13 protein-coding genes are annotated in these 13,471 nt (G+C 40.1%); 11 read left to right on the top strand and 2 right to left on the bottom strand.

The features are described from left to right. Positions 1-6 precede the first annotated feature (6 nt). The 11 genes from TDE_RS11100 (at position 7) to TDE_RS11050 (ending at position 9,175) form a co-directional block, all read left to right on the top strand. The gene (locus TDE_RS11100; protein ID WP_002667723.1) at positions 7-615 is read left to right on the top strand and encodes a lipoprotein; all 609 of its coding nucleotides are present in this window, start codon (positions 7-9) and stop codon (positions 613-615) included. A 112-nt stretch (positions 616-727) separates the two neighbouring features. Continuing rightward, positions 728-1,432 carry a HEAT repeat domain-containing protein gene (locus TDE_RS11095; RefSeq protein ID WP_002674261.1) on the top strand — a complete coding sequence of 235 codons (705 nt, stop codon included), beginning with the start codon at positions 728-730 and terminating at the stop codon, positions 1,430-1,432. Between the two features lie 16 nt (positions 1,433-1,448). Further along, positions 1,449-2,060, top strand: a complete 612-nt coding sequence (locus TDE_RS11090) for a Maf family protein (RefSeq protein WP_002680263.1) — start codon at positions 1,449-1,451, stop codon at positions 2,058-2,060. A gap of 229 nt (positions 2,061-2,289) precedes the next feature. Further along, positions 2,290-3,165, top strand: coding sequence for a 30S ribosomal protein S2 (gene rpsB, locus TDE_RS11085; protein ID WP_002680262.1), 876 nt, complete (start codon positions 2,290-2,292; stop codon positions 3,163-3,165). 73 nt (positions 3,166-3,238) lie between these two features. Continuing rightward, complete coding sequence (tsf, locus tag TDE_RS11080) at positions 3,239-4,081, top strand: translation elongation factor Ts (RefSeq protein ID WP_002674264.1); 843 nt, start codon at positions 3,239-3,241, stop codon at positions 4,079-4,081. An 83-nt stretch (positions 4,082-4,164) separates the two neighbouring features. Further along, positions 4,165-4,722, top strand: coding sequence for a ribosome recycling factor (frr, locus tag TDE_RS11075; RefSeq protein ID WP_002675802.1), 558 nt, complete (start codon positions 4,165-4,167; stop codon positions 4,720-4,722). Then, positions 4,723-5,406 (top strand): polyprenyl diphosphate synthase, encoded by a 684-nt coding sequence (gene uppS / locus TDE_RS11070; protein ID WP_002675801.1) that lies wholly within the window; start codon positions 4,723-4,725, stop codon positions 5,404-5,406. Positions 5,407-5,427: 21 nt separating this feature from the next. Next, positions 5,428-6,285 carry a phosphatidate cytidylyltransferase gene (locus TDE_RS11065; protein ID WP_002667742.1) on the top strand — a complete coding sequence of 286 codons (858 nt, stop codon included), beginning with the start codon at positions 5,428-5,430 and terminating at the stop codon, positions 6,283-6,285. Next, positions 6,285-7,430 (top strand): 1-deoxy-D-xylulose-5-phosphate reductoisomerase, encoded by a 1,146-nt coding sequence (dxr, locus tag TDE_RS11060; protein WP_002680260.1) that lies wholly within the window; start codon positions 6,285-6,287, stop codon positions 7,428-7,430. The genes TDE_RS11065 and dxr overlap by 1 nt, the downstream gene beginning before the upstream one ends. A gap of 19 nt (positions 7,431-7,449) precedes the next feature. After that, complete coding sequence (rseP, locus tag TDE_RS11055; protein ID WP_002680259.1) at positions 7,450-8,802, top strand: RIP metalloprotease RseP; 1,353 nt, start codon at positions 7,450-7,452, stop codon at positions 8,800-8,802. A 10-nt stretch (positions 8,803-8,812) separates the two neighbouring features. After that, positions 8,813-9,175: an FMN-binding protein gene (locus tag TDE_RS11050; protein WP_002667749.1), complete on the top strand. Its 363-nt coding sequence runs from the start codon at positions 8,813-8,815 to the stop codon at positions 9,173-9,175. 21 nt (positions 9,176-9,196) lie between these two features. On the opposite strand, the gene leuS is transcribed toward TDE_RS11050, so the two are convergent. Both leuS and TDE_RS11040 read right to left on the bottom strand, forming a co-directional pair. After that, on the bottom strand, positions 9,197-11,773 hold the full coding sequence (gene leuS, locus TDE_RS11045; RefSeq protein ID WP_002680258.1) for a leucine--tRNA ligase: 2,577 nt from the start codon (positions 11,771-11,773) through the stop codon (positions 9,197-9,199). Positions 11,774-12,093: 320 nt separating this feature from the next. Then, a complete protein-coding gene (locus tag TDE_RS11040) occupies positions 12,094-13,323 on the bottom strand; it encodes an aminopeptidase (RefSeq protein ID WP_002683951.1) in 1,230 nt (409 codons plus the stop codon). Positions 13,324-13,471: the final 148 nt, after the last annotated feature.

Raw genomic sequence — 13,471 nt, 5'->3', positions numbered from 1 at the left:
GATGGTATGAAAAAGAATTTTTATTTTTTAGGCTTATGCCTTGTTGTAATTTTAATAGGTTCGTGTGCATCCGCACCTGAAACAAAGCCTGTTTCTGCGGCTGAAACCCAGGTAGAAGAAAAGTCTCAGCAGGTTCAGGAGCCCGCAGTTGTTGAAAAACCTGTAGAAGAGGCAAAACCTAAGGCTGAAGCACCCAAAACGGCAGATGAAGAGGTTGTAGCCCAATTTGAAGGCGTTTCAATTACGAAAAAGGACAAAGAAATAGCTAAGTCCGAAATTGAAGAGGTTGTAAAAAAATTAAACGAGATAACGGCAAAAAAGGACTATGGACGTTGGAGATACTGGCTTTCAAAAGATTATATAAAAGAATTTTCAAAGCCTGAAGTGTTAAAAAAAACCAGTGAGGGTCTTCCCTCAAATTTAAAGGGAAAGCAGCTAAAAAGCATCGAAGATTATTTTTACTATGTTTTTGTACCATCAAGGCAAAACGGAAGGGTAGATGATATTGTTTATCTGACTCCTACAAAGGTTAGGGTTCTGAAGATCACGGCTACGCAAAGTTTAATATTTTATAATCTTGAAAAAATAGATGACAGATGGCTTTTAGTACCTTAATAAGACCTAAAAATAGACTTAAAAGTAGAAAAAGCCGATTTTACTACTTGACTTTACAATGAAAATGATTGAAAATAGAGATATACGTACCAAACTAAGGGGGTAATTGGAAATGCGACGAAAGTCTTTAGTTTTTATAATGATGATATTGTTTTTGGGATCAGCCATGGTCTTTGCACAGGACCAGAGCTCCGATTCTATGATGACTGTCGAAGAGGCCTATCTTAATTCGATGGAAGGCATAATTCTTAGAGAGATGGTTCTTTCTGAAGGAAGAGATGCTAAGTTTGTAGCCTTACAAGTAATCGAAGAAGCTATTGAAGGCGGAAGGGTAACTCCCGAATTACAGGAAGCTCTTGATTCTCTTGCGACTGTAGGTCTTACTTCGGTTGTACGTGAAAACGGAAGGCTTGCAAACAACTATCCGGATGTCAGAAGAGAAGCTTGCCGCCTTTTAGGAAAAGTTAAAAACGAGCAGGCAAAAAAGTCTCTTATGACGGTTATGTACACTGATAATGAGCCGGTAGTAATAATGGAAGCCGTTAAATCCTTAGGTGAGTTAGGTTTTAACAATAATGATGAAGTTGTAGACATGATAAACTTTATCAATCGAAAATTCGACATTATCAATCCTACAAGCTCCTTAGCTCTTGAAGTTCTTAATGCTTATGAAAAATTAGCTCCCACCGTAAAAAATAAGAGAGGGATGACTGAAAGTATTATGAGAATTGCCAATAACTTTAACTACATAACTCCTGTTAGAAACAGAGCTCTGGAAGTTTTAAAATCAATAATGGCCGGACAAAATAAGAACTAAAATTTAACTAAAAATAATGAAAGAGCTGATTTTAGCTTCTGCATCACCCAGACGAAAAGAGATACTCGATTCGCTGGGTGTTTTATTTTCCGTTAAAATTTCAAATTTTGATGAATCTTCAATAACCGAAAAGGATCCCGTAAAAAGGTGTATTTTAACTGCACGCGGTAAGGCTGAAAACCTTTTTAAGACCTTGCCGCAAAATGAGGGCGCCCAAAAGCTTATCTTGGCGGCAGATACCCTTGTTTTTGCCGAAAATACTGCCTTTCCAAACGAGAAAATAATCTTCGGCAAGCCTAAAAACGAAAAAGAAGCCGAGATGATGCTCAAAAGTCATTCCGGCTCGCTTCATTTTGTGGTGAGTGCAATCTGCCTGCTCGATTGTAAAACAGGCCAAATAAACGAAAAACACAGTGTTTCTAAAGTTTTCTTTAAAAAGCTTTCCGATAAAGAAATTTCCGCCTATCTAAAAACCGATGAATGGAAGGATGCTGCAGGGGCTTATAAAATTCAAGGTAAGGCTTCCTTTTTTATCGAAAAAATCGAAGGCTCATATACCGGCATAGTCGGTCTTCCGGTCAGGGAATTGTATGAAATCTTAAATAAAACCGAATTTAGGATTCTTTAAACGAAAAACCGCCGAATTTCAAGTTTTTAGATAAAACTCTTTTAGGTAAATCTTGTCAAGCACTATACAAAATCTTCAAAAAACTATATAATAGCCTCATGCCGTTTTTTACGGTAAATATCCGGGAGGATTTACGGTTCTAAGATCAGCCCCTAGTCGGCTTGATGGGCTGTAGTCTGTTCCGAGAAATAGAGAAGGCAGGAGCTTTTTAGCTCCAAAGGAGAAACACATGGCAGTAGTAACCATGAAAAACTTACTTGAATCAGGCGTACATTTCGGCCATCAAGTAAAACGCTGGGATCCGAGAATGAAAAAATACATTTTTTCGGAAAGAAACGGAATTCATATCATCGATTTACAAAAAACAATCGTTGCAATCCGTGAGGCCTATGAAGCTGTTCGCAAAACAACTTCGGAAGGAAAGTCGGTTTTGTTCGTAGGAACAAAAAAACAAGCCCAGCAGACAATTCAAAAAGAAGCTGAAAGATGCGGAATGTTCTATATTAACAACCGCTGGCTCGGCGGAATGCTCACAAACTTTTCAACAATCAAAAAGAGCTTGGCCCGTCTTAAGAAAATCGAAAAAATGGAAGTTGACGGGACATTCGATAACCTTACAAAAAAAGAAATCGCTTCCCTACAAAAAGAAAAATCAAAGCTCGAAAAAAACTTAGGCGGTATTAAGGAGATGAAGGATCTTCCCGGAATCCTCTTTATAATCGATACCCGAAAAGAAGAAATTGCTATCAGAGAAGCCCGTTCCTTAGGTATTCCCATCATCGCTGTTGTAGACACCAACTGCAACCCCGAGGGCATCGACTATCCGATTCCCGGAAACGATGATGCCATCAGAGCTATTTCGCTTTTTACGGGTGTAATCGCCAATGCCGTTATCGAAGCCGATAACGAGCACGGTCTTAAAATCATCGAAAACCTTCAAGAAGATGAAGAGTCAGGTGATTCAGGTGTTGATCCCTATCAGGATAGAGAAGAAGAAATTACCGATTATTCAAACTACACTCCCAAAGATGAAGCTTCCGGAGATGATGAGGATGAAGAAGATAATTCTCTCGTAAATGATGAGGATTTATACGACGACAAATAAGGAGATTCGATAAACATTCCGGCTTGAAATACAAGCCTCCATGTTTATCTTCGAGTTTTTATAGGAGAAATTTATGGATATTAAAGCATCTGATGTAAAAGAATTACGCGATAAAACCGGTGCAGGTATGATGGAGTGCAAAAAAGCCTTGCAGCACTGCAACGGAGACGCTAAAGAGGCTGAAAAATACTTAAAAGAAAAAGGTTTGGCCGCTGTAGAAAAGCGTGCTGACAGAGTAACCAGCGAAGGTATCATCGTTATCAAAAGCGATCACAAAAAAGCCGTTATGCTCGAAATGACTTGCGAGACGGACTTTGTTGCAAAAAATGCGGACTTTATCGCTGTAGGAGAAGACATTGCAAAAACAGCCTTTGATAAGGACATTTCTGAAGTTACACCCGAGCTCAATGATAAGCTCTTGGATTTAGCTACCCGTGTACGAGAGAACATGAACCTTACACGCTTAATCAACGTAAAGGCCGGTGCAGACGAGTACCTTTCACGCTATATTCACTCCGACAAAAAAACCGGTGTTATTATAGTTTTAAAGTCGGATAAGCCTGAAATCTTTGAAAAGACTGAGGTGCAGGAATTTGCTTATGACTGCTGTTTACATGCAGCCGCCTTTATGCCTCTCTATGTTAAAAAAGAAGACGTAGATGCAGCCTATATCAAAGAGCAAGAAGAAATCTTTAAAGGTCAGGTTGCCGAGTTGAATAAGCCGGATAACGTAAAAGAAGGAATTGTTAAGGGAAAAATTTCAAAACACTTATCCGAAATATGCTTCCTTGAACAAGCCTTTGTCAAAGATGACAAACTTTCCGTTTCAAAGAAAATGGCCGAGGTCGGCAAAGAAGCCGGCGGCTCTTTGAGCTTGTCGAAATTGGTTATTTTTCAATTAGGACTTGGAATGTAAATTAAAACCTTTTAATGCTGCGGGGTTTATCCTTGCAGCATTAATTCTTATGTGTTAAAATAAAATATAATCGGAGGCAAATTATGATAGAGGAAGTTAAAAAAAATTGTGAAGAAAAAATGAAAAAAACGGTTGTCGCATTAAAAGAAGAATTCAATATGTTGAGAACCGGACGAGCATCTTCTGCTCTTTTTGATAAGATAAGAGTAAATTGCTATGGCGAGTCCACTCCTCTTAACCAACTTGCAAATATTTCTATCCCTGAAGCAAGGCTTGTAGTGATTCAGCCCTGGGATAAGGGCTTATTGGTCGAAATCGAAAAGGCTGTTCTGCAGGCTGACCTTTCGGTTAATCCTACAAATGACGGAAAGGTTATCCGTATTGCAATTCCGCCGTTGACCGAAGATCGCAGAAAAGACCTTGCAAAAAAGGCAAAGACCATTGCCGAAAATTCGCGGGTTTCAGTGCGTAATATCAGACGTGACGGAATCGATGAGGCAAAAAAATTACAAAAGGACGGAAAGATAAGCGAAGATCAGTTAAAGACGGCTGAGGACGCTTTCCAAAAATCCACCGATGCTTACATTGCCGAAATAAACAAGGTACTTGAAGCAAAAGAAAAAGAAATAATGGAAAACTAAATGTCCGATGAGCTAAAACATATCGCCATTGTCATGGACGGCAATGGCAGATGGGCAAAAAAGAGAGGCCTTCCCCGTTCTATGGGACATAAGGAAGGGCTTAATACGGTCAAAAGGATAACAAAGGCCGTATCCGATTTAGGAATTCCTTATATAACGCTTTATATATTTTCTACCGAAAACTGGAAAAGGACCGAAGCGGAGGTGGGCTTTTTAATGGGGCTTATCAAACAGCATTTAAAAGCCGAGCTTAAATTTTATGCCGATAATAATATACGCATCGAGCACATAGGCAATTTAAGCGGATTACCTCAAGACATTCAAGATGAAATTAATTCGGTAAGGGATAAAACTTCCGCTTATACGGGAACTGCAATTGTGCTCGGTATAAATTACGGAGCACATGATGAAATCTTACGAGCTATAAAGAAACTGAATTCCGATGAGCTCGCTTCAATAAATGAAGAATCGTTTTCTTTAAAATTGGACACGGGGAAAATTCCTCCCGTTGATTTGCTTATCAGGACAGGTGGAGAAAAACGTTTAAGTAATTTTTTGCTTTGGCAAAGTGCTTATGCGGAACTATATTTTACGGATACCTTGTGGCCCGATTGGACTGTAGAAAATTTATATGAAGCAATAGAAGATTATAAAAAAAGAAACAGGCGTTACGGAAATGCCTAATGTAATAAATGGAGAAATAAAATGAAAATAAAAAAACTTATTGAAAGGCTTATCATATTTTTTGTAGGAGCACCTTTAGTTTTAGCTTCAATTTATTTTTTGCCTCATTATAATTTCTTGGTTTATCATATCGAATTGTTTATTGCAGCCCTTATTGCAAATTATGAGATCTATAATATTTTGTCCCAAAGGTCTCCTGCCTATCCTAAAAAGATACTTGCTTGTTTCGGTACGATTTTAGTTCTGTCATCATATCTGATAGGCTTACATGCCGTACCATTTCAATATATCTTCATTGTGTTCGGCTGTGTAACAGTCGGAATGATGTTTATGGAAGTTATATTTTCATTCTCGGGAAATTTTACCAACAGCATTGCCCGTCTCACAACCGGAGTGTTTATGCTGATTTATCCTTGGGGGTTGACGGTTTTTTTATCTGCAATTGCGAGCCTTCCAAATGCAGGCGCCCTTATCATCATGTTTTTCCTTATGACATTCGGCTGTGATTCCTTTGCATGGCTTTTCGGTATGCTGCTCGGAAAAAACAACAGAGGTTTTATTAAGGCAAGCCCCAAAAAAAGTATTGTAGGTTTTATAGGCGGCTTCATAGGTTCCATCACAGCCGCCGTTGCTTCATTTTATTTTTTTAATAAACAATTTAACGGAAAATTAAGAGAGCTTATAATAATAGCTCTTTTTACGGCCCTCTTTGCCATAATCGGAGATATAATAGAATCTATCTTGAAGCGTTCTGCAGACGTAAAGGATTCGGGGAAGGTAATTTTAGGACGCGGCGGAATTCTTGACAGTATTGATTCCCTGCTTATAGCAGCTCCCGTATTCTATACCCTTTGTATGTTCTTATTAGGCGGCTTTTAATGGGAAGAAAAAGGGTTGTCGTTCTCGGTGCCGGAGGCTCAATCGGAAAAAACAGTCTGGAAATAATAAGAAGGTTTCCCGATAGGTTTGAACTTGCAGGTTTTTCGGTTCATTCGAATTCGGGCTTTGCAAAAACTCTTCTAGCCGAATTTACTGATGCACAATTTGTTTCTACAAAAAAAAAGAATTCTAATTTAAAACACGAGATAGATGAGGAAGCTGTTAGACGACTGATTGAAAAATCAAAGGCCGACATTGTTATAAACGGTATAGCGGGTTCGGCAGGCTTAAAGGCCTCGGTAGAAGTTATAAAAAGCGGCTTGGATTTGGCTCTTGCAAATAAAGAAACTATAGTGGAAGCAGGGGAGCTGATTTTTCAAGATGCCGAAAAGTCGGGCAGTACAATAATTCCCGTCGATTCGGAACACGCTGCAATTTTTCAGCTTATAAATGCCCACAAAAAAGGAAATATCGAAAAGATTATAATTACCGCCTCAGGAGGCCCCTTTTTAAATACGCCGAGAGAAAAGCTTAGCACAATTAAGCTTGAAGATGCCTTAAAGCATCCGACATGGAAGATGGGCGGAAAGATTTCGATAGATTCGGCTTCTCTTGCAAATAAGGCCTTGGAAGTGATTGAGGCCGTAAAGCTCTTTTCTTTTCCGCCCGAAAAAATCGAAGTTACGGTCCATCCTCAAAGTATAATCCATTCGATGGTACAGTGTAAAAACGGAGAGATATTTGCTCAAGCCTCTCCTCCCGATATGAAAAATCCTATTTTAAATGCTTTAAGTTTTCCGAAGATGCCTGAAAGCTTTTTAAAGCCCTTGGATTTTTCTCAAATTATAAAGTTGGAATTTATGCCTCCCAGAACAGATGATTTTCCCATGCTGGCTTTGGGCTTTGAGGCGGCTGGAAAAGGTGGCGCCTATCCCATAGCCTTTAATGTTGCAAATGAAGAAGCCGTTGATGCCTTTATCAAAGGAAAAATAGGCTTTACGGATTTAGCCGATATTACGCAAGAAGTTTTAAATTCGGATTGGACTATGAAACCTTCTTCTTATGAAGAAGTTTATGACTATGAAAACAGAGCAAGAGCGATCGCTTTGGCAAGGATACTTGACAGAGTAAACGGCTTGCAATAAAAATAAAATGGAATAATTTATGGTTAAGATTTTAATAGGTTTGATTATATTGAGTATCATGGTCTTTATCCATGAGCTTGGACATTTTATTGCCGCAAAACTCTGCGGTGTTGTGGTCGAAAGTTTTTCGATAGGCTGGGGTCCTGTTCTTTTTAAAAAAAAGAAGGGAGATACGGAATATAGAATCTCTGCAATTCCCATGGGCGGTTATTGCGGCATGAAGGGAGAAAAAGCCTTTCAGCAGGCAATCGAAGAAAATCTCCCTGCAATCCCGAAAAAAGAAGGAGAGCTTTACGGGGTGCATCCTTTTAAGCGGATTATAATTGCCTTTGCCGGTCCCTTTGCAAACTATATAAGTGCGGTTCTTGCTCTGGCTATTGTAAGTGCTATAGGTTCAAGCTATTACACAAGCTCGAATAAGATAGCTCCCGTTTACTATTATAACGAAGCCGACGATTCTCCCGCCCGCGAGGCGGATTTAAGGATGGGGGATGTAATTTTAAGCATTAACAGCGAAAAGACCGAAACCTTTGCCGATATCGTGCGCCTCATTGTGCCTGAAGCAAAGGAAGAGGTTACGCTGGAAATAGAAAGAGAAGGGCAAATCCTCACAAAAAAACTTAGGCCAAAACTCGATCCAAAAACAGGTGCAGGTATAATAGGCTTTTATTCTTTTATTCCCCTTGAAATTGACGGTGTAAAGCCTTCTTCATCTGCCGAACTTGCAGGTCTTAAAAAAGGCGACCTTATTACGGAAGTGAACGGAATTGAAGTTGCCAATACGGTAGACTTAAACCGTGCCCTAGACGGTATAAGCGGCAAGACTGCCGAATTAGGCATTTTAAGGGACGGAAACAAGATTACAAAAACCGTAAACCTTATCAGAACCGAAAACGGAATAGACCTTGGGCTAAATATTAAAAACATCAAGGTAGAGATTCCAGGAACAGGCATTTTTAAAAGCATAGTGAACGGCTTTGTTTTAACTCACAAGGCCTTTATTTTGACATTTAAAAGTTTAGGCCTTTTGTTTAAGGGAGTTGACTTTAGGCAAGCCGTTTCAGGTCCCGTACGCATTACCCACATGTTGGGTGATGTTGCCGCCCAAGGTTTTAAGGCCGGCTTTTTAATCGGGCTTTCGGATATCTTAAACTTTGTAAGCATAATTTCTATTTCTCTTTTTATAATGAATTTATTGCCGATTCCGATTTTGGACGGAGGCTTAATTCTTTTTGCCTTTATAGAATTTATATTTAGAAGGCAAATCCATCCGAAAGTGCTGTACTATGTTCAGTTTATCGGCATAGCCTTTATCGGCATAGTTTTTATATTCGCCCTCTGGGGAGACATAGGATATTTTTTAGGAAGGTAAGTTTTTTAATATGAAGAAGATTTGTTTTACCATTATAGTTTTTGCTTTGAGTATTTTTTTATTTTCTTGTAATGTAAAAAATGATGAAAAGATTGTTTCGGGTATTTTTGAAGGAAAGGCCGAAAGCTTGATGGGAAATATAAGCGTAAGGGTTGTGATAGAAAAAAGCGAAATTAAAAATATAGATATCTTAGAGTATGCCGATACGCCCGGCTACAGCGATACCGTTTTTGAATACCTGCCTAAGCGGGTTATCGAGAAGGACTCTACAGATGTGGACCTTGTGGCCGGTGCTACCTTAACGAGTAAGGCTTTTTTAGAGGCGGTAAATGACGCCTTAAAAAAAGCCGGTCTCTATGTCGAAAAAGAATAAGCCTTGTTAAGTAGGGATGCCCTATTGTACTACAATATTTACGAGCTTATCGGGCACTGTAATTATCTTTTTAATTTCCTTGCCTTCAATGTTGCGGATGGCTCCCTCATTCGATAGAGCAAGGCGCTCCAGTTCCTCTTTAGAGGTTCCTGCTTCTGCCTCAAACTTACCTCGGAGTTTTCCGTTTACCTGTACTACCACAGTGCAGGTTTGGTCAACGCAGAATTTTTCGACGAACATCGGCCAGTGAGAATAGGCTATCGATTCATCATTACCCATCTTTTGCCAAAGCTCTTCAGCCAAGTGAGGAGCGTAGGGGTTTAAAAGTTTTACAAAATTATACCAAACATAGTGGGGTATTTTTTTGTGCTTTGAAACCTCGTTTATAAAAATCATCATCTGGCTTATAGCAGTGTTAAAGTTAAGAGAGGCTGTGTCCTCGGTTACCTTTTTTATGGTCTTATTTAAAAGAACTGTCAAGGTCTTGGTTTCAGGGGTCGAGGTATCGTTGACGGGAGTTTTATATATTTCCCTGTCGGACAGATTCCAGATTTTTTCCAAAAATCTAAATACGCCCATGATGCCGCTTGTGTTCCAAGGTTTTGAAACCTCTAAGGGGCCTAAGAACATTTCGTAGAGGCGCAGAGTGTCTGCCCCATATTCCTTTATGATGTCGTCAGGATTGATAACATTCTTTAAGCTCTTGGACATCTTGGCTATTACCTGTTCAAGTTTTTCTCCGGTTTCGATGTCTTCAAATTCGGTTTCAGATATTTTTTTAACCTTATCGACAGGAACAAGGCTTTTGTTTTTTCTCATGTAGGCAAAGGAGGTTATCATTCCCTGATTTATAAGCCGTGTAAAGGGCTCTTTTGTAGAGACCAGACCCAGATCATACAAGACCTTGTGCCAAAACCTTGCATATAATAGATGGAGAACTGCATGTTCGGTTCCTCCAACATAGAGATCGACAGGCATCCAGTAATCGCATTTTTCTTTGTCGGCAAAGGCTTCGTTGTTATGAGGGTCTATAAAGCGGAGATAGTACCAGCAAGAACCTGCCCACTGAGGCATTGTATTGGTTTCCCGTTTTGCTTCCTTTCCGCATTTTGGGCATTTTGTATTTACCCAAGAGTCAATAGCCGCCAAGGGGCTTTCTCCGGTACCTGTTGGAGCATAGCTTTCTACTTGGGGAAGGGTTAGGGGGAGGTCATGTTCGTTCAGGGGAACTATGCCGCAAGAGGGGCAGTGTACCAATGGTATGGGCTCACCCCAATAGCGCTGACGGCTGAAAATCCAGTCACGGAGCTTGTAGTTTACGGCTCTTTTTGCAATGCCTAAGTTTTCAAGATGTTCCGTGATCTTTGTTTTTGCTTCTTCCGTTTTTAGGCCGTCAAATTGTTTTGAGTTTACCGAATAGCCGTCCTCGGTTGTACAAGCTTTAGGCTCCTCAGAAAAGTCTCTTTTTCCGCTTTCCCATTCTTCCGCACCGGCTACAACCTTGATTTTAGGCAGATTGAATTGGGCAGCAAACTCAAAGTCTCTTTCGTCATGGGCGGGTACTGCCATAATTGCTCCCGTGCCGTAGGAGATTAAAATATAGTCCGAAATCCAGACGGGGATTTTTTGTTCCGTCAATGGATTGATTGCATAGGCTCCCGTAAAAACGCCTGTCTTGTTTTTTGCAAGGTCTGTTCTTTCGAGGTCGCTTTTTTTTGCGGCCTCTTCGATATAAGCGGCAACGGCTTTTTCTTGGTTACTTGTAGTTATGCTTTTTACGAGTTCGTGTTCCGGGGCCAAGACCATGTAGGTAGCTCCGAAGATCGTGTCGGGGCGGGTTGTATAAACCTTGATTTTTTGCCCCGTTTCTTTTCCGTCCTTATCGACTAGGGCAAAGTCAACCTCAGCCCCGGTGCTTTTGCCTATCCAATTTTTTTGCATAATTTTGATGGATTCGGGCCAGTCAAGCTCGTCTAAATCTTCCAAGAGACGTTCGGCATATTCGGTTATCTTTAAAATCCACTGTCTCAAGTTTTTGCGTTGAATTTGAGCTCCGCATCTTTCGCATTTTCCGTCCTTTACTTCTTCATTGGCAAGGCCTGTTAAGCAGGAAGGGCACCAGTTGATGGGGGCTTCTTTTTCGTAGGCCAATCCCTTTTTAAATAATTGGAGGAAAATCCACTGGGTCCATTTATAATAGGATTCTTCGCTTGTAGAGATTTCCCTATCCCAGTCATAGCTTAAGCCGATGGACTTTATCTGCTTTCTAAATGTTTCCATATTTTTTCGGGTAGTGATAAGAGGATGAATTCCTGTCTTTATTGCATAGTTTTCTGCAGGCAGTCCGAAGGAATCAAAGCCCATCGGGTGGAGTACATTGTATCCGCTCATGCGTAAAAACCGGCTGTAAATATCCGTTGCTGTATAGCCTTCAGGGTGCCCTACATGGAGCCCGTCTCCCGAAGGATAGGGAAACATATCCAAAATATAGAGTCTCTTATCCTTAGGATAATTTTTGTCTTCAACTGTTTTAAAGGTTTTGTTTTCTTCCCAATATTTTTGCCATTTGGGTTCTATCGTGCTAAAAGGATAAGCCATATTTTACTCCAAGAAAATTGATGAATCTATCAAAATTGACGGAAAATATTCTATAGAAAAGAGGAGAAAAATGCAAGTGCCGATGAAAAATGTACTTCCATGTACATTTTTCATCTTAGAGTTTTAGACTTGCGTCTAAAACTCTCAAGGCTGGAAACACCGGCATCCGTGCCGGTTGGGGAATGTACATCCTGAGTCCGATTTTCATCTTATAGAAAATATTGTAAAGACAACAGGCTTAAGCCGTGAGGAAATTGAAAAGATCAATTAAATAGGGGAGGACAGCCTCCCCGGCTTGTTACAAAGTTTAAGGTCAATTCTTATATTGCCCAGTTTCCGTTTTTTAGGATTTGAACTTGGGTTCCGTCTTTTTTTACGCCTATAACGGAAAGTTCGGGGCCGCCTACCATGAAGTCGACGTGAATGATCGAATTGTTCATTCCAATTTTTTTCTTGTCTTCATCGGAAAATTCTGCTCCGCCTTTTATGTTTTCGCTGTAGGCATTTCCTATGGCAAAATGACAGGAGGCATTTTCGTCGAAAAGGGTGTTTTTAAAAAGGACTCCGGTATTGCTGATGGGAGAGTCATCTGCGACCAGAGCTACCTCGCCCAATCGGCGGGCTCCTTCATCGGAATCTAATAGGGATTGAAGCACATCCTTTCCTTCTTTGGCATCGAAGTCTATAACCTTTCCATCCTTAAAGGTAAAATGGAAATCGTTGATAATTCTTCCTCTGGCAGCCAAGGGTTTTGTGGCTTTTAATGTTCCGTTTACCTTAAAGGCATGGGGCATCGAAAATACTTCTTCGGTTGGGATATTGGCCATAAAGACATCTCCTCGGGTGCTCTTGCCTGAGCCGCCTACCCAGCGGTGCCCTTCGGTAAGATATACTTCCAAGTCTGTTCCCGGGCCCTTGTATAAGAGCTTTTCAAAGGCCATTTCGTTTAAAAAGTTTTGATGCTTTTTTAAGGCTGCATCGTGTTCTTTCCATGCGGCGACAGGGTCGTCCATGCTGACCCTTGTTGCATCGAAGACCTTTTCCCAAAGTTTTGTAAGGGCTTGCTCTTCAGGTAATTCCGGAAAGACCGATTTTGCCCAAGCCGGAGTAGGGTGGGCCGCAACGCACCATTTTACATGGTTTTCCATAGTGTATTTCATTATGGGCTTTGAAGCTATGGCTCTGGTTTTGTTCCATTCCGAAACTTTTTTTGCATCTGCATTTTTTAAGAGTTCCGGATTGTCGGCTACTATTGCAAGGCGATGATAGTTATTTTTATAAGCCGCTTCCATGTAGTCGATTTTAAATTTAGGCATTTCCTTAAAGATGCTTTCGTCTCCATAGGCATAGCGGGCAAGAGTCATCTCATCATCCGAAAAATCATAGACAACATCCTTAGCTCCCATCTTATAAGCCTGTTTTGTAACTTCACGAACCATGCCGATTGAGTGTTCGTTTACAAGTACAAATATTCCGTCGCCCTTTTGTATATTAAGGCCGACTTTTAAAATAAGTTCAACATACTTTTCTATATTTCGTTTAAAATCCATAAAATCCTCCAACGAATACTTATATGTCCGGTACTGTAACATAAATATGGAAAAAAGTAAATAAAAACTTGAAAATTCGGTTATTCAATGGTAAGATTATAATAGCTTTGACTAAGGTTTTCTTGGTCTTAAAAATAGGAGGAAGCTA

The sequence above is a fragment of the Treponema denticola ATCC 35405 genome (assembly GCF_000008185.1).
Taxonomy (GTDB): domain Bacteria; phylum Spirochaetota; class Spirochaetia; order Treponematales; family Treponemataceae; genus Treponema_B; species Treponema_B denticola.
This window is presented reverse-complemented; position numbering and strand designations above follow the sequence as displayed.